Here is a 16,291-nt window from a genome sequence, read left to right as displayed (position 1 = left end):
GTCAGACGCTGACCAGGCTGAGCAGGTGGCCGTCGTGCAGGCAGAACTGCCCGTCGAGTTCGACCCCATGACGCCACGCTGGCGACAGGTCGGTCAGCAAGCGCAGTCGCGCCAGGCCGTCGGCAGACCACTCCAGCACCTCGGCGTGCTCGAAGTAGAAGCGTTGCCGGGTCAGCGGGTAGAGGGTCTTGAACAGGCTCTCCTTGAGCGAGAAGGTCAGGGTCACGGTCAGCCCTGATTGATTGCGGTCCAGGCGTGCCAGCTCGGCGGGGGTGAGGATCTCGGCGGCGAGGCGCTCGGCGCGCTCGTCATTGAGCAGGCTTTCCTGGTCCAGGCCCAGGCCGCGGCAGGCGCCATCGGCAGCCACCACGGCGGCGGCCCAGCCTTTACCGTGGGTGATCGAACCGTGGATCGCGCTAGGCCAGATCGGCGAGCGGTCTTCATGGGTGGCGGGCACGTAGTCACGCCCATCGAGCCGCTGCAAGGCGGCGCGGGCACAGACCCGGCCGGCGAGGTACTCGGCCTGGCGCTTGGCCACGGAGCGCTGCAGGCTGGGCGTCTGCTCGATGCCCGCGCGCTGGAAGTCGTCGGCGGCCAGTTGGGCGGGGTCGAAGGCGCAACTGACCAGCACCGCACCGGGAACTGCGCGGGGCAGGGGCCAGTGGTGCTGGAGTGGGGCGCAGCAGGTGGGGAGTCTGTTCATGGCGGGTATTGTGCCAGCCGCTGTGGCGTGGTGGGAGTTGAGATTGCAGGGGCCCGCAACGCGGCCCCAGCAATGGTCAGTCAAAAACCTTTTTCAAGAACGCCTGCATATCCGCCCAAGAGCGCTGATCCGCCGCCTTGTCATAGCCGATATCCGGCCCGCCATGCTCGCCATGCCCGAGCCGATCGGCATCCGGATTGCTGAATCCATGCTTGGCCCCCTCGATGCTGACAAACTCATAACTGGCCCCAGCCTTGTCCATCTCCTGCTTGAACGCCGCTACCTGCTCGGCCGTGACCATGCTGTCCGCCGCGCCATGCTCGACCAGCACCTTGGCCTTGACGCTGCCCGGCGTGGCGGGTGTCTGCGTGACCAGCGCGCCATGGAAGCTCACCACCCCGGCCAGCGGCTCGCCACGGCGCGCGGCATCCAGCACCACCTTGCCGCCAAAGCAGTAGCCGATCGCAGCCAGCTTGTCGGTATCGGTCTTGGGCTGGATCTTCAACAACTCGACACCTGCATCAAAGCGCTTGGCAGCGGCGGCAGGGTCTTTCAGCGCTGCGGCCATGAACGCCTGGGCGTCGGCCGGATGCTCGGTGTGCTTGCCATCACCATACATATCGATGGCCAGGGCGCTGTAGCCCAGCGCCGCCAGATCGCGCGCGCGGCGCTTGGCATAATCGTTCAGCCCCCACCATTCATGTACCACGACGATACCCGGGCGCTTGCCGTCGACGGCATCGTCATAGGCGTAGTAGCCCACCAGGCGCTTGCCATCTTGATCTTGATAGGGGATCTCGCGGGTTTGCACAGCCGCCTGGGCCATGGCGGCGCTGCACAGCAGAGCCAGGGCAAGCAAGGAACGCATGGTCGGTACTCCGTGACGACGATGGATGCGCTTCGTTCAGCGCGGGTTCAGCCTGGGTTCAGCAGCGGTTCAGGGCGTTCTGCTTACTCTAGTCCGCAGACAGAAACAGCGCATCCCACTGGAGTACGAACCCATGAAAACGCTCAACACCCTGATGGCTGCAATGGCTGTATGTGCCGCCGGCTTCGCGGCCACCGCCCAGGCCGATGACAATTTCGCCAGCCTTACCTACGGCCAGACCAGCGACAAGGTTCGCAAGTCCGGCCTGCTCGACCGCAACAGCGACAACCTCAACACCGACGGCATCATCGGCAAGGACGGCACCTGGGGCGTGCGCCTGGGCAAGATCAACGACCAGGGTCGCTACTACATGACCTATGACAACGTCTCCGGTGACCACAGCGGCCTCAAGTTGCGCCAGGAAAACCTGCTCGGCAGCTACGACGTATTCCTGCCGGTCGGTGACACCACCAAGCTGTTCGGCGGCGGCAGCCTCGGCGTGACCAAGCTGTCGCAGGAGTCTTCCGGCTATGGCCGCGACACCGACTATGGCTATGCAGTGGGCCTGCAGGCCGGCGTGATCCAGGAAGTCACCGACAACGCCTCGGTCGAGCTGGGCTACCGTTACCTGCGCAGCAACGCCAGCACCGAGCTGGTCGAGCACGGCGGGCCCAAGGTCGGCACCCTGCGCCTGACCAGCAGCGCCCAGACCTACCTGTCGGCCAACTACAAGTTCTGAGGCACGCTGGTATCCTGTGCCGGCCGCTTCGCGCGCCTACAGGTTCAGCGCTAACCCTGTAGGCGCGGGCGTGCCCCGCGAAGAGGCCGGCACATGCAACGCAACCCTATCAAGGAGCACCCATGAAATTGCTGGTGGTCGAGGACGAGGCGCTATTGCGCCACCACCTGCACACGCGCCTGGGCGAGAGCGGGCATGTGGTGCAGGCGGTCGCCAACGCTGAAGAGGCCCTGTACCAGACAGAGGAATACACCTTCGATCTGGCCATCATCGACCTGGGCCTGCCCGGCATGAGCGGGCTGGAATTGATCGGCCAATTGCGCAGCCGCGGCAAGACCTTCCCGATCCTCATCCTCACCGCCCGCGGCAACTGGCAGGACAAGGTCGAAGGGCTGGCCGCCGGTGCCGACGACTATGTGGTCAAGCCGTTCCAGTTCGAAGAGCTCGAGGCTCGCCTCAACGCCTTGTTGCGCCGTTCCAGCGGCTTCACCCAGTCGACCATCGCCGCCGGCCCGCTGCTGCTCGACCTCAACCGCAAGCAGGCGACCCTCGACCAGCAACCGCTGGCGCTGACCGCCTATGAATACCGCATCCTCGAGTACCTCATGCGCCATCACCAACAGGTGGTGGCGAAAGACCGCCTGATGGAGCAGTTGTACCCGGGCGACGAGGAGCGCGACCCCAACGTCATCGAAGTGCTGGTCGGTCGCCTGCGGCGCAAGCTCGAGGGCGAACACGGCTTCAAGCCGATCGACACGGTACGTGGCCTGGGCTATCTGTTCACCGAGCGCTGCCGATGATCCGCTCGCTGCGCGTGCGCCTGATGCTGGCGGCCGCGCTGCTTGCCCTGTTGTTCATGCTGGCGCTGCTGCCGGCCCTGCAGAAGGCCTTCAGCCTGGCGCTGCAGGAGTCGATCGAGCAGCGCCTGGCCTCGGACGTCACCACCTTGATCTCCGCTGCGCGAATCGAGCATGGCCAATTGCAGATGCCCGAACTGCTCCCGGACGAGCGCTACAACCTGCCGTACACCGGCCTGATCGGCTATATCTTCGACCGTCAGGGCGAGCAGGTCTGGCGTTCGCGCGCCACCCGTGATCGCCACATCAACTACAGCCCCCGCTATGACGGACGTGGCAACGAGTTCGCGCGTATCCGCCAGGACGATGGCGAGGAATTCTTCGTCTACGACGTCGAGGTCAAGCTGTTGGGTGGCAAGAGCGCCGCCTACAGCATCGTCGCCCTGCAGCCGGTGCGTGAGTACCAGCACACCCTTGATGGCCTGCGCGAAAAACTCTACCTGGGCTTTGGTGCGGCCGTGCTGGTGCTAATGGCATTGCTCTGGGCCGGGCTGACCTGGGGCCTGCGCTCGCTGCGCCGGCTGAGCCTGGAACTGGACGAAGTGGAGGCAGGCGCGCGCGATGGCCTGAGCCGGGAGCACCCGCGTGAACTGTTGCGTCTGACCGGCTCGCTCAACCGTCTGCTGCACAGCGAGCGCGAGCAGCGCCAGCGCTACCGCGACTCGCTGGACGACCTGGCGCACAGCCTGAAAACGCCGCTTGCGGTGCTGCAAGGTGTCGGCGAAAGCATTGGCCGAGGCGGTGACGAGCGCGAGCAGGCGCGGGTGCTGCAGAGCCAGATTGATCGCATGAGCCAGCAGATCGACTACCAGCTGCAGCGCGCCAGCCTGCGCAAGAGCGGCCTGGTGCGCCATCGGGTGCGGCTTGAGCCCTTGCTCGAAAGCCTGTGCAGCACTTTGGCCAAGGTCTATCGCGACAAACGCGTGGCGATCAGCTTCGAGGTGCCGCAGCAGGCGGAGGTACCGATGGAGCAGGGCGCCTTGCTCGAGTTGCTCGGCAACCTTTTGGAAAATGCCTATCGACTGTGCCTGGGGCAGGTGCGGGTGAGCCTGAGCGAGCACGCTGGGCAACTCCTGCTGTGCATCGAGGACGACGGGCCGGGCGTACCGGCCGACCAGCGTGAGCGCATTCTGCAGCGCGGTGAACGGCTGGATCGCCAGCACCCCGGGCAGGGCATCGGCCTGGCGGTGGTCAAGGACATCATCGACAGCTACGACGCGCAACTCAGCCTGGATGATTCGCCGCTCGGTGGCGCCGCCTTCACGATCCGCTTCAAGCGCGACTGATTGTGCAATCAGGCCCGGCCTCTTCGCGGGGCAAGCCCGCTTGTACAGGGGATTGCGCCATTCAGGAACCAGCGCAACCCCCTGTAGGAGCGGGCTTGCCCCGCGAAGAGGCCGGGCCTGGTATCCCTTGTACGGGCGGATTCCCGCCATCCGTGCTTGTTCAAATTCCGCCACCAGGCGGAAACCCGCCAGATCCCACGCCCCCTTCGCCCTCCAATTGGGCAATAGACCCGCGTAAAAACAGCCCTCGCACCCAATCTGGGCATTTTGGCATTGCCCTTGCTAATTACTTATCAGAGACCTGCCCCAGGCAGCTCGAACACAACGACAAATCCCTCCAGGTGCAGGAGGGTTAGCGATTCAGGTGCCCCCGCTCTGGAAAGAGTGGAAATCGGCACACTCGAGGAAATTAGCCATGACGAAACGTCAGCCGCTGTACAAATCCCTGTATATCCAGGTGTTGCTCGCCATCACCATCGGTATCCTGCTTGGCCACTTCTATCCTGAAACCGGCGTCGCGCTCAAACCCTTGGGTGACGGGTTCGTCAAACTGATCAAAATGGTCATCGCCCCGATCATCTTCTGCACCGTCGTCAGCGGCATTGCTGGCATGCAGAGCATGAAATCGGTCGGCAAGACTGGCGGCTACGCGCTCCTGTACTTCGAAATCGTCTCGACCATCGCCCTGATCATCGGCCTGGTTGTGGTCAACGTGGTCAAGCCAGGCGCTGGCATGCACATCGACGTTACCACCCTGAACGCCAGCAGCGTGGCCGCTTACGCCGCCGCCGGCGCGCAGCAGACCACCGTTGGCTTCCTGCTCAACATTATCCCGAACACCGTGGTCGGCGCCTTCGCCAACGGCGACATCCTGCAAGTGTTGATGTTCTCGGTGATCTTCGGCTTCGCCCTGCATCGCCTGGGCAGCTACGGCAAGCCGGTGCTCGACCTGATCGACCGCTTCGCCCATGTCATGTTCAACATCATCAACATGATCATGAAGCTGGCCCCGATCGGTGCCTTCGGCGCCATGGCCTTCACCATCGGTCAGTACGGTGTTGGCTCGCTGGTGCAGTTGGGCTACCTGATGGCCTGCTTCTACGTGACTTGCCTGGCGTTCATCCTGATCGTCCTCGGCGGTATCTGCCGCGCCCACGGTTTCAGCGTACTCAAGCTGATCCGCTACATCCGTGAAGAGCTGATGATCGTGCTGGGTACTTCCTCTTCGGAATCCGCCCTGCCGCGCATGCTGGCCAAGATGGAGCGTCTGGGTGCGAAGAAATCTGTGGTAGGCCTGGTAATTCCGACTGGCTACTCGTTCAACCTCGACGGTACCTCGATCTACCTGACCATGGCTGCGGTGTTCATCGCCCAGGCCACTGACACCACCATGGACATCACTCACCAGATCACCCTGCTGCTGGTGCTGCTGGTAGCGTCCAAAGGTGCTGCAGGCGTGACCGGTTCGGGCTTCATCGTACTGGCGGCAACCCTGTCGGCTGTCGGCCACCTGCCGGTTGCCGGCCTGGCGCTGATCCTCGGTATCGACCGCTTCATGTCCGAGGCCCGTGCCCTGACCAACCTGATCGGTAACGGCGTAGCGACCATCGTCGTGGCCAAGTGGGTCAAGGAGCTGGACGAAGACAAGCTGCACGCGGAACTGGCTTCGGGTGGCGCGCCACTGGAAGACACGCGTCCGACTGACGACCTGGGTGTGGCTGAAGGCCCGGCTCGTTGATTCAGGCGTAATTGAAAAAGGCGACCTTCGGGTCGCCTTTTTCATGCCTGGTCATTGAGGCTGTCAGGGCCGGCCTCTTCGCGGGGCAAGCCCGCTCCTACCGAGGCGGCGGTGAACCCTGTAGGAGCGGGCTTGTCCCGCGAAGAGGCCAGTCTATTCGACGCGGGTCTCGCCGCTGTACACCAATATCTGCCGACACCGCCGACACAGATAGCGCCGCCCCTGGCGTACCAGCTTGTGCCGCTGGGCACTGAACGGAAAATCACTCTGCGGGCACGGGCACTGATAGATGTAGCGGGTCGCCGTGCGCCGCTGCACTGCATAGTTGTGGCAACGGTTGGGCGGCAGCTCATACACCCCGCGCATGATCAACTGCCACTCCTCGCCATGCGGCTGAATCCTGTCGCCGAACAGTTGATGCGCCACCAGGTGGGCCACTTCATGGGCCACAGTCTGGCGCAGGAAGTCATCCTGGTTGTCGCGATACAACTGCAGGTTGAAGCGCAGCAGGTTCTCGTGCAGATGGGCGACGCCGGCTTTATGGCCGCGCAGCTTGAAGCTGACCTGCGGGCGGGCGAAGGGGCGTTTGAAGAAGGCTTCGGCTTGCTGGTAACAGGTTTCGACGCGGGATTCGAGCAACTCGGGCATGGCGGTAGACACTCTCCTTAGCCAGGCATTATGCCGCAAGCGTCGCTGGCCTGCCCAGCCACCGGTCAGCAGGCAGTCAAAGGCCGCCTTGCGGCGGCCCGTGACCTGATGCCCCAGTGTTGGTTGGATCTAGTTGGTATACACAGGCCCCACGCCCAGGCCCCAGATGATCACGGTGGCGGCCATGATTGCCACCAGAACCACCAGGCCTACCGCCAGCACCGAGCTGGAGAACAGGAAGCCTTCATCCGGCGGGATGTTCATGAACGTCGGCAAGCCCACATACAACAGGAAAACCGTGTAGCTGATCGCCGCTGTGCCGATCACCATGCCTAGCCACACGTGTGGGTAGAGCGCGGCCAGGCCGCCAATGAACAGCGGGGTAGCGGTGTAAGTGGCAAACGCAATGCATTGCGCCATCGACGGCGTGGCATCGTAGGTGCGGGCCATCCAGTGGATGAACGCGCCCATCACCGCCACCCCGGCGAGCATCGCCAGGTAAGACATGATGCTCATCCAGATGGCGCTTTCCACGGTCAGCATCACCGCCGGTCTGTTGCCGATCACCCAGCCGACCTGGGTGGTACCGATAAACGCCGAGACCGCCGGGATCGCCGCCAGGATCAACGTGTGGGTGAGGTACATGTGGCTGATGGTCTCGTCCTCGCCACGAATCTCCTTCCACTCCTGATCAGGATGGGTAAACAGCCCCAGAACGTGATGGATCATGCGGGTCACTCCTATCGTCGTTGCCAAACGCCCCCCAAATGGTGCGTTTGTGGCCCCAGGCCTGGCACCGATGTGAGCGGTAATGCGGCCTTATGTCGCAGTATAGGAAGCGGATCCCCGCTTAATAGCTGCTTTTTAGAGCAAATCGCGCTGTCGGCGCGCGTCTTGATTCCCTTGGAGTCTTTGATCGGAACGCTGGCCTTTATTCAGGTCAGGCCCTACGCCCGGGACCGGTTTGTGGGTAAAATAGTCGGCTTTTGTCACACCTCGCGGATTCAAGCGCTATGGGCACCCTCTCGGTCAACCAGAACAAACTGCAAAAACGCCTGCGTCGTCTCGCTGGCGAAGCCATCACCGACTACAACATGATCGAAGATGGCGACAAGGTCATGGTCTGCCTGTCCGGCGGCAAGGACAGCTACACCATGCTCGATGTTCTGCTGCACCTGCAGAAGGTGGCGCCGATCAAGTTCGAGATCGTCGCGGTGAACATGGACCAGAAACAGCCCGGCTTCCCCGAGCACGTGCTGCCGGCCTACCTGAAGGCCCTTGGCGTCGACTACCACATCGTCGAGAAAGACACCTACTCGGTGGTCAAGGAACTGGTACCTGAAGGCAAGACCACCTGCTCGCTGTGCTCGCGCCTGCGTCGTGGCACCTTGTACACCTTCGCCGACGAAATCGGCGCGACCAAAATGGCCCTGGGGCACCACCGCGACGACATCGTCGAAACGTTCTTCCTCAACATGTTCTTCAATGGCGCGCTCAAGGGCATGCCGCCGAAGCTGCGCGCCGATGACGGCCGCAACGTGGTGATCCGCCCGCTGGCCTACTGTCACGAGAAGGACATCCAGGCCTACTCGGACATGAAGGAGTTTCCGATCATCCCGTGCAACCTGTGCGGCTCGCAGGAAAACCTGCAACGCCAGGTGGTCAAGGAGATGCTGGTGGAGTGGGAGCGCAAGCACCCGGGCCGCACCGAGAGCATCTTTCGCGCGATGCAGAACGTGGCGCCCTCGCAACTGGCCGACCGCAACCTGTTCGACTTCACCAGCCTGAAGATCGACGAGAACGCCGCGTCGCGCTTTCTTGACGTGGTAAATCTCTAGACCATGCGTGATTACCAGTGGCTGCATGAGTTCTGCCTGAATCGCTTTGGCTCGGCACAGGCCCTTGAGGCCTTCCTGCCGCAGCCAAGGACACCGGCACAATTGCGCGATATCAGTGCTGACCGCTACCTGTCGACCCTGTCACTGCGGGTGTTTCGCGCAGGCCTCAAGCACAGCCTGGTGGATGCCAAGTGGCCAGCATTCGAGCAGGTATTCTTTGGCTTCGTCCCCGAGAAAGTGGTGCTGATGGGCGCCGAACACTTGGAGCGGCTGATGCAGGACGAGCGGATCATCCGCCACCTGGGCAAGCTCAAGAGTGTGCCGCGCAATGCTCAGATGATTCTCGACATCGAGAAGGAGCATGGCAGCTTTGGCGCATTTATCGCCGACTGGCCGGTGACTGACATCGTTGGCTTGTGGAAGTACCTGGCCAAGCACGGCAACCAGCTCGGTGGGCTGTCGGCGCCGCGCTTCTTGCGCATGGTTGGCAAGGATACCTTCATTCCGACCGATGACATGTCAGCGGCACTGATCGCCCAAGGCATCATCGACAAGGCGCCGACCAGCCAGCGTGATCGCGCATTGGTGCAGGAGGTATTCAACCAGTGGCATGCCGAGAGCGGCCGGCCGCTGTGTCAGTTGTCGGTGATGCTGGCGCATACCGTCAATCACTGAGTCGCCGCAGGCGCGCCGTACAACCCTGTAGGCGCCGAGCCTGTCCGCTTCAGTTGCCTTCACCCGCCAGGCGCCGCTCATGCTGGAACTTCCAGCGTACAAACAGCAGCCCACTGACAAACAAGCCCAGGCTCACCAGCACTTCGATCCAGCCAAACACCGCCCGCGCCGAATCGAACGCTGCCAGCACGCCCTTGATGAAGTAGATATTGACCACGAAGCAGGTCCAGGCATGCGCCCGGGCGCTGCCCATGAGCATGCCTGGCAGCAGCAACAGCAACGGGATCAGCTCGATCGCCAGGATCACCTCGACCCGCGCCCCATGCAGGTTGGCGAACCACAGGTTGTTGACCAGCAGCAACGCGATCAGGCCAACCAGGCAGGCCATGCTCAGTGCCCGCGTCAGGCGCAGGCGCGGCGTCAGCCACGCCAGTGGCGGCAGTGGCTTGGGCTGTCTAGCCACGCTCGCCACCCAGCGCCTTGGCGGTGCTCGCCAGGCGTTGGCCGAGCGCCCGGCACAGGGCAATCTCGTGGCTGTCCAGTTCGCGCTTGCCGTCGGCCCCGGCATGATGGCTGGCGCCATAAGGCGTGCCGCCGCCACGGGTCTCGAGCAGTGCCGATTCGCTGTAGGGCAGGCCCATGATCAGCATGCCGTGGTGCATCAGTGGCAGCATCATCGACAGCAGCGTGGTCTCCTGGCCACCGTGCAGGCTGGCGGTAGAGGTGAACACGGCGGCAGGCTTGCCGACCAGTTCGCCGCCGAGCCACAGACTGCTGGTGCCGTCCAGGAAATACTTGAGCGGCGCAGCCATGTTGCCGAAGCGGGTCGGGCTGCCCAGCACCAGGCCGGCGCAATGGCGCAGGTCATCGAGGGTGGCGTACAGCGCGCCGCTGGCGGGGATGTCCGGCGCGACGGCTTCGCACTCGGTGGAAATCGCCGGTACGGTGCGCAGGCGCGCCTCCAGGCCAGCCATCTCGATGCCGCGGGCGATGTGCCGGGCCATTTCGCTGGTCGAGCCGTGACGGCTGTAGTACAGCACCAGGATGAACGGATCGCTCACGGCAGAATCTCCAGAACGTTTTCTGGCGGACGGCCGATCACCGCCTTGTCGCCCGCCACCAGGATCGGCCGCTCGATCAGTTTCGGGTGTTGCGCCATAGCCTCGATCAGCTCGCCATCGCTGAGCGCGGGGTTGGCCAGGTTCAACGCCTTGTATTCGTCTTCACCACTGCGTAGCAGTTGGCGTGGGGTAATCCCCAGCTTGCCAAGCAAGGCCTTCAGCGTCGCGGCGTCCGGAGGGGTCTCCAGGTAACGCACGACGGTCGGAGCCAGGCCACGGGCCTCCAGCAGCTCGAGGGCGCCGCGGGATTTCGAGCAGCGCGGGTTATGATAGAGAATCAGATCAGTCATGACGGGTCGCATCCAGCTGGGTGTGGCGGCTATTCTAACCGCTGCGGCTGAATTACAGGTTTGAAAAACTTCGAGAAGGATTGACCCATGGCAAAGCGTTTGGCAGCTGCACTGGCCATCACTGCGAGCCTGTTGCTCGGCGGTTGCGGTGCGGACTACGGTGTTGATCAGCACGGCAATACAGTAAAGGCTGAACAGATCGAAGGGCACTGGCTGGTGCTCAACTACTGGGCCGAATGGTGCGGCCCGTGCCGTACCGAGATCCCTGAGCTGAATGCGGCGGCCAAGCAGTGGCAGGCCGACGGCATCAAGGTGGTCGGGGTGAACTTCGACGGCCTGCAGGGGCAGGACCTCAAGCAGGCCTCCGAGACCTTGGGTATCGGTTTCACCGTGCTCGCCGAAGACCCGGCCGAGCGTTACCAGCTGCCGCGCAGCGAAGCATTGCCGGTAACCTACATCATCGACGACAAGGGCAAAGTGCGCGAACAGTTGCTGGGTGAGCAGACCCTTGAAGGGCTGCAGGAGAAGATCAAGGCACTCAAGGGCGGAGTCTGATCATTGTCGGTACCGCTCCCACGGGTTCACCACGCCACCCTGTAGGCGCGGGCTTGCCCCGCGAACACCGGCACAGCCGGTGCCACCCATGATCGTCGCCTGGGCTCGCCTCTTCGCGGGGCAAGCCCGCTCCTACAGGGATCCTGGCGGTTGTCAGCCTTCTTCAGGCCAGAACCGCAGCGGCTTGCCTTCCGTCGGCCAGAAGCGAATCTGCTCGATTGCCGACACATCCCACCGCTGCACCGTCTCCAGCGCCTGCAGGAAGCGCTTCTCCTGCTCCATCAACGCTGGTGCGCACAGCTTGCGGGTCTTGCCGACCTTACCGAAGCTGATGTGCTCACCCTCCAGCGTATACGGTGCAAACCAGTGGTTGCAGCCGGCATTGCCGTAGGCGCGGCCATCTTCGGCCAAGGTCAGGGTCAGGTGGCTGTAGTCGATCAGCGGACGTTCGCCAATCCACTCCAGCACATAGCTCTGCTCGCGTTGCAACTTCGAAGGCTCGGTGGCGCAGCCCAGCAGGCCGGTGGCAATCAGCACGCCGGTCAGCATGTTTTTCACTGGGCGCTCTCCTGGCAACGCGGGCACAGGTGCTTGTCAGCCTTGCTGACCCAGCCCAGGGCGGCAACCCGTTCACTGGCCGCGGGCTTTTGCGCCTTGGTGCCAAGCTTGGCGTCGACTGCGAATTCGAAATCGAGCACGGCGTCGCAGCTGTCGCACTGGACCTGCCAGTTGAGGATCGCCAGCTCCTTGAAGGCCGGGCCGCTGGCCACTGCCACCCACTGGCCGCGCGGGTTGATCAGGTGGCGCACGCTTTCGACGGTGAGGCGCATGGACAGGTCCTTGCTGCCCTTGAGGGTCACCAGCAGGACATCGTCCTTCTGGATCGAGCCACCGTTGCCGGTCACCTGGTAGCGACCTGGCACCAGTGCGCGGACTTCGATCAGGGTGTGTTGCGGGTTGAATAGGGTGTAGCGGAAATCGTGCTCGACCATGGGTCCTCCAGAAATGCCGCGTATCCTAGCATCAACTCATGACCAGATTCTGCGCCTTGCCTGCCGCCCAGCGGATGATGTTGTCGAGGGTGGTGGTGGCGATCGCGTCGAGTGCTTCGCGGGTGAGGAACGCTTGGTGGGCAGTAATGATGACATTGGGGAAGGTCAGCAGCCGCGCCAGCACATCGTCCTGTAGCGGCAGGTCGGAGCGGTCGGCGAAAAACAACTGGGCTTCCTCTTCATAGACATCCAGGCCGAGGTAGCCAAGGTGGCCGCTCTTCAGCGCATCGATCAGCGCCGGGGTGTCGACCAGTGCGCCGCGGCCGGTATTGATCAGCATCGCGCCGGGCTGCAGCGAGGCGAGGCTGGCCTGATTGATCAGGTGGCGGGTGTGCTCGGTCAGCGGGCAGTGCAGGCTGACGATGTGCGACTGGCGCAGCAGCTCGGGCAATTCCAGGTAGCGCGCGCCGAGGGCCAGCAGTTGTGGGTTGGGGGAGGGGTCGTAGGCCAGTAATTGGCAGCCGAAACCGGCCATGATGCGCGCGAAGGCCGCGCCGATCTGGCCGGTACCGACAACGCCGACGGTTTTCCCATGCAGGTCGAAGCCGGTCAGGCCGTGCAGGGTGAAATCGCCCTCGCGGGTGCGGTTGTAGGCGCGGTGCAGGCGCCGATTGAGCGCCATGATCAGCGCCACCGCGTGTTCGGCAACGGCGTGTGGCGAATAGGCCGGCACGCGCACCACGGCCAGCCCCAGACGTTCGGCGGCGGCCAGGTCGACGTGGTTGTAGCCGGCCGAGCGCAGGGCGATCAGGCGCGTGCCACCTGCAGCCAGGCGCTCGAGTACCTGGCTGTCGAGTTCATCATTGATGAACGCGCAGACCACTTCGAAACCGTGGGCCAGTGCGGCGGTGTCCAGAGTCAGGCGGGCCGACTGGAAGTGCAGGTCGAGCGGGGTGTCGGCGCTGGCCCGGGTGAAGCTTTCCTGGTCGTAGTGCTGGCTGCTGAACAAAAGGGTGCGCATGGGTGGGGCTCCTTTGCGGGTGGCTCAGGCACTCGTCTGCGCCTGCTCGGCCAAGCGATTGATGGCATGTTCGAGCTCATCCAGCGCCTGCAACGCCTGCGGGCTGTCCTGCTTGAGCAAGGTCTCGCTGCGCTGGCAGGCGGCGCGCAACTGCGGCACGCCACAGTAGCGCGAGGCGCCGTTGAGCCGATGCACCCGCTCGATCATCGCCTCGCGATCGCCTGCCTCACGCGCCTGGCGAATCGCCTCGCGATCGGCCTCCAGCGACTCCAGCAGCATGGTCAGCATGTCGGCGGCCAAATCCGCCTTGCCCGCCGCCAGGCGCAGACCCTCTTCAGGGTCGAGCACCTTCAACTCGCTGCTGTCAGGCAGACGCTCGGCAGGGCGCTCCTGCTGCGGCGTGCCCAGGTTCAAACCGGTCCATTTCATCACCACCTGGGCCAACTGTCGCTCGCTGATCGGCTTGGTCAGGTAGTCGTCCATGCCACTGTGCAGCAGGGCGCGTTTTTCATTGGCCATTGCATGCGCGGTGAGGGCGACGATGGGTAGCGGATTGCCGCTCTGGCTGCTTTCCCACTGGCGGATCTGCTCGGTGCAGGCGCGGCCGTCCATGCCAGGCATTTGCACGTCCATCAGCACCAGGTCGAACGGCTCGTCCTGCACGGCCTCTACCGCCGAATAGCCGTTATCGACCGCCAGCACCTCGGCGCCAAGCCCTTCGAGCAAGGTTTGCACCAGCAGCAGGTTGGCCGGGTTATCATCGACACAGAGGATTTTCGGCATCCGCTGGTTGCCGGGGATACGCACTTCGCTGAGCTGGCGGCGCGGCTGAATCAGGTCCAGCAGCAGGCGGCGCAGCTTGCGCGTGCAGGTCGGTTTGGACAGCAACTGGCCATGCGGGTTGGGCAAGTAGGGGTGGTAGAGCGCCTGTTCGGTGGTCGGGCAGAGCACCACGCACAGGCACTGCAGGCGCTCCAGCTGTTGGTTGTACTGCGCCAGTTGCTCAGGCGACAGACTGCTCATGGTAGCCCCGAAAATGGCGAACTCGAACGCCTGGCCGGCCAGGTGGGCGGCCTCTACGCCGTGCAGCAGTTGGTCGAAGGAGGCAAACAGGCTGACGCTCAGGCCGCAGTCCTCGAGCTGGTGCTCCAGCGCCTGGCGGGCCAGTTCGTGGCCGTCGATGATTGCTGCGCGACGCCCGAGCAACGGCTGTAACGGCAGGTCCTGGGCATCGTCGTGTGCCTTGGGCAGGTTGAGGCTGATCCAGAACTGCGAACCCTCGCCCGGTGTGCTGTCGACGCCGATCTCGCCACCCATCTGCTCGATCAGGCGTTTGGAAATCACCAGCCCCAGACCGGTACCGCCGGGCTGGCGTGACAGCGAGTTGTCGGCCTGGCTGAAGGCCTGGAACAGGGTGCGCACATCCTGCGGTGACAGGCCGATGCCTGTGTCCTGGACACTGATGCGCAATTGCACGCTGTCTTCCTGGTCGTCCTCGAGCATGGCCCTGACGACGATGGTGCCCTCGCGGGTGAACTTGATCGCATTGCTCACCAGGTTGGTGAGGATCTGCTTCAAGCGCAGCGGGTCGCCGACCAGCGATAGCGGGGTGTCGCGGTAGACCAGGCAGAGCAGCTCGAGCTGTTTGGCGTGGGCGGCCGGAGCGAGGATGGTCAGGGTGTCCTGGATCAGGTCGCGCAGGTTGAACGGGATGCTGTCGAGCACCAGCTTGCCGGCCTCGATCTTGGAGAAGTCGAGGATCTCGTTGATGATCCCGAGCAAGTTGTCCGCGGACTTCTCGATGGTGCCGAGGTAATCGAGCTGGCGCGGGGCGAGCTCGCTTTTCTGCAACAGATGGGTAAAGCCGAGGATGCCATTGAGCGGGGTGCGGATCTCGTGGCTCATGTTGGCGAGGAACTCGGACTTGATCCGGCTCGCCTCCAGGGCCTCCTTGCGCGCCATGTCCAGCTCGATGTTCTGGATCTCGATGGTTTCGAGGTTCTGGCGGACGTCTTCGGTGGCCTGGTCGATGCTGTGCTGCAGTTCTTCGTGGGCGTTGTGCAGGGTTTCGGCCATACGGTTGATGCCAGCCGCCAGCTCATCCAGTTCATGGCTGCCCATGGCCGGCAGGCGGGCCTCGAGGTTGCCGTCCTTGAGTTGAGTGACCGCGTGCTTGATGCGGCTGATCGGGTCATTGATGGTGCGGCTCATGCGCAGCGCGAGCAGGGCGGTGAGGATCAGGCAACCCAAGATCAACAGCACGCTGGTAAACAGGTTGCGATAGCCGCGCAGCAGGGTGCCGTCATGCGACAGTTCGATCTCGACCCAGCCCAGCAGGCGCTCTTCCTCGGCCGGCACCGCATCGGTGGCCAGGTCGCGGTGATGGCCGAAGACCGGCATCAGGTAACGCGTGGCGTCGTTGCCAGTGCGTTGCAGCAATTGCGTGCCAGTGCCGCCGCTAGGTGGCTGGTTGAGCATGCTCGGCCCGGCGTGGGCCAGGCGCGAACGGTCCGGCGCCAGAAAGGCCACCGCGCGCACATCGGTCTGCTCCAGGGCCTGGGCGGCAATGCGCTCGAGCTGCGCCGCGGTGTGCCGGGCGAGGGCCGGTGCAGCCAGCGGCGCGAGCTGTTCGGCGATCATCTTGCCGCGCTGCAGCAACTGGGTACGCAGCTCGTTTTGTTGCAGCACGGTGAAATAGCTGCCCAATACCAGCGCCATGAAGCTGGCCGGCAGCAAGGCCAGCAACAGCACCCGGCTTCTGATTCCCAAACGATCGAGCACACTCGCCTCCTGTGATGTGCCTTGCGGCCGCCGCCGAGCGGGACGGAATTATTTCCGAACGTTACTCCGGGTCTTGGGGTAATGCACTCATTGCGCTGGTTTTTTTGTCGCCACCCTGACCTGAGGGCGGCAGGAGCGACCCATAACCTCCAGGAGCGGGCTTGCCCCGCGAAGAGGCC

The 16,291-nt window shown here is 63.7% G+C and carries 18 protein-coding genes; 7 read left to right on the top strand and 11 right to left on the bottom strand.

Features of this window, described 5'->3' with window-relative positions; all coding sequences use genetic code 11:
- Window position 1: 1 nt before the first annotated feature.
- Both J3B00_RS23115 and J3B00_RS23110 read right to left on the bottom strand, forming a co-directional pair.
- Window positions 2-703 (bottom strand): 4'-phosphopantetheinyl transferase superfamily protein, encoded by a 702-nt coding sequence (locus J3B00_RS23115; RefSeq protein ID WP_209872517.1) that lies wholly within the window; start codon window positions 701-703, stop codon window positions 2-4.
- A 76-nt stretch (window positions 704-779) separates the two neighbouring features.
- The gene (locus tag J3B00_RS23110) at window positions 780-1,571 is read right to left on the bottom strand and encodes a dienelactone hydrolase family protein (RefSeq protein ID WP_209872514.1); all 792 of its coding nucleotides are present in this window, start codon (window positions 1,569-1,571) and stop codon (window positions 780-782) included.
- Between the two features lie 133 nt (window positions 1,572-1,704).
- Here J3B00_RS23110 and J3B00_RS23105 point away from each other — a divergent pair, with 133 nt between their 5' ends.
- The 4 genes from J3B00_RS23105 (at window position 1,705) to J3B00_RS23090 (ending at window position 6,191) form a co-directional block, all read left to right on the top strand.
- Window positions 1,705-2,310, top strand: coding sequence for an outer membrane beta-barrel protein (locus J3B00_RS23105; RefSeq protein WP_209872511.1), 606 nt, complete (start codon window positions 1,705-1,707; stop codon window positions 2,308-2,310).
- A 122-nt stretch (window positions 2,311-2,432) separates the two neighbouring features.
- Window positions 2,433-3,110 carry a response regulator gene (locus J3B00_RS23100; RefSeq protein ID WP_209872508.1) on the top strand — a complete coding sequence of 226 codons (678 nt, stop codon included), beginning with the start codon at window positions 2,433-2,435 and terminating at the stop codon, window positions 3,108-3,110.
- Entirely contained in the window at window positions 3,107-4,453 is a 1,347-nt protein-coding gene (locus J3B00_RS23095) for an ATP-binding protein (RefSeq protein ID WP_209872504.1), read from the top strand. The genes J3B00_RS23100 and J3B00_RS23095 overlap by 4 nt, the downstream gene beginning before the upstream one ends.
- Before the next feature lie 415 nt (window positions 4,454-4,868).
- Window positions 4,869-6,191 carry a dicarboxylate/amino acid:cation symporter gene (locus J3B00_RS23090; RefSeq protein WP_209872501.1) on the top strand — a complete coding sequence of 441 codons (1,323 nt, stop codon included), beginning with the start codon at window positions 4,869-4,871 and terminating at the stop codon, window positions 6,189-6,191.
- Window positions 6,192-6,344: 153 nt separating this feature from the next.
- Here the strand turns inward: J3B00_RS23090 and J3B00_RS23085 are convergent, their stop codons facing one another.
- Complete coding sequence (locus J3B00_RS23085; protein ID WP_348635974.1) at window positions 6,345-6,851, bottom strand: SprT family zinc-dependent metalloprotease; 507 nt, start codon at window positions 6,849-6,851, stop codon at window positions 6,345-6,347.
- Between the two features lie 117 nt (window positions 6,852-6,968).
- Window positions 6,969-7,568 carry a Yip1 family protein gene (locus J3B00_RS23080; protein ID WP_209872495.1) on the bottom strand — a complete coding sequence of 200 codons (600 nt, stop codon included), beginning with the start codon at window positions 7,566-7,568 and terminating at the stop codon, window positions 6,969-6,971.
- Between the two features lie 284 nt (window positions 7,569-7,852).
- Here J3B00_RS23080 and ttcA point away from each other — a divergent pair, with 284 nt between their 5' ends.
- Together ttcA and J3B00_RS23070 are read left to right on the top strand one after the other, a co-directional pair.
- The gene (gene ttcA, locus J3B00_RS23075; protein WP_209872492.1) at window positions 7,853-8,677 is read left to right on the top strand and encodes a tRNA 2-thiocytidine(32) synthetase TtcA; all 825 of its coding nucleotides are present in this window, start codon (window positions 7,853-7,855) and stop codon (window positions 8,675-8,677) included.
- A 3-nt stretch (window positions 8,678-8,680) separates the two neighbouring features.
- Complete coding sequence (locus J3B00_RS23070; protein WP_209872488.1) at window positions 8,681-9,352, top strand: DNA-3-methyladenine glycosylase I; 672 nt, start codon at window positions 8,681-8,683, stop codon at window positions 9,350-9,352.
- A 49-nt stretch (window positions 9,353-9,401) separates the two neighbouring features.
- Here J3B00_RS23070 and J3B00_RS23065 read toward each other — a convergent pair whose 3' ends face one another.
- The 3 genes from J3B00_RS23065 to arsC are packed head-to-tail and all read right to left on the bottom strand — an operon-like array spanning window position 9,402 to window position 10,763.
- Window positions 9,402-9,815, bottom strand: coding sequence for a DUF2069 domain-containing protein (locus J3B00_RS23065; RefSeq protein WP_209872485.1), 414 nt, complete (start codon window positions 9,813-9,815; stop codon window positions 9,402-9,404).
- Window positions 9,808-10,413, bottom strand: a complete 606-nt coding sequence (gene wrbA / locus J3B00_RS23060) for an NAD(P)H:quinone oxidoreductase (RefSeq protein WP_209872481.1) — start codon at window positions 10,411-10,413, stop codon at window positions 9,808-9,810. Before wrbA ends, J3B00_RS23065 begins: the two co-directional genes overlap by 8 nt.
- Complete coding sequence (gene arsC, locus J3B00_RS23055) at window positions 10,410-10,763, bottom strand: arsenate reductase (glutaredoxin) (protein WP_209872477.1); 354 nt, start codon at window positions 10,761-10,763, stop codon at window positions 10,410-10,412. Before arsC ends, wrbA begins: the two co-directional genes overlap by 4 nt.
- Window positions 10,764-10,850: 87 nt before the next feature.
- Between arsC and J3B00_RS23050 the strand changes: the two genes are divergently transcribed.
- Entirely contained in the window at window positions 10,851-11,318 is a 468-nt protein-coding gene (locus tag J3B00_RS23050; protein ID WP_209872473.1) for a TlpA disulfide reductase family protein, read from the top strand.
- A 153-nt stretch (window positions 11,319-11,471) separates the two neighbouring features.
- Here J3B00_RS23050 and J3B00_RS23045 read toward each other — a convergent pair whose 3' ends face one another.
- From J3B00_RS23045 to J3B00_RS23030, 4 genes are read right to left on the bottom strand one after another with little or no spacing between them, the layout of a single operon-like run.
- Complete coding sequence (locus J3B00_RS23045) at window positions 11,472-11,876, bottom strand: META domain-containing protein (protein WP_209872470.1); 405 nt, start codon at window positions 11,874-11,876, stop codon at window positions 11,472-11,474.
- Window positions 11,873-12,310: a hypothetical protein gene (locus J3B00_RS23040; RefSeq protein ID WP_209872467.1), complete on the bottom strand. Its 438-nt coding sequence runs from the start codon at window positions 12,308-12,310 to the stop codon at window positions 11,873-11,875. Before J3B00_RS23040 ends, J3B00_RS23045 begins: the two co-directional genes overlap by 4 nt.
- Before the next feature lie 31 nt (window positions 12,311-12,341).
- Window positions 12,342-13,331: a 2-hydroxyacid dehydrogenase gene (locus J3B00_RS23035; RefSeq protein WP_209872464.1), complete on the bottom strand. Its 990-nt coding sequence runs from the start codon at window positions 13,329-13,331 to the stop codon at window positions 12,342-12,344.
- 24 nt (window positions 13,332-13,355) lie between these two features.
- On the bottom strand, window positions 13,356-16,112 hold the full coding sequence (locus J3B00_RS23030; RefSeq protein ID WP_209872461.1) for a response regulator: 2,757 nt from the start codon (window positions 16,110-16,112) through the stop codon (window positions 13,356-13,358).
- Window positions 16,113-16,291 lie beyond the last annotated feature (179 nt).

This window comes from Pseudomonas sp. BP8 (assembly GCF_017875955.1).
In the GTDB taxonomy this organism is placed as follows: Bacteria; Pseudomonadota; Gammaproteobacteria; order Pseudomonadales; family Pseudomonadaceae; genus Aquipseudomonas.
The sequence above is the reverse complement of the archived record's forward strand: the minus strand, read 5'-3'. Positions and strand labels throughout refer to the sequence as shown.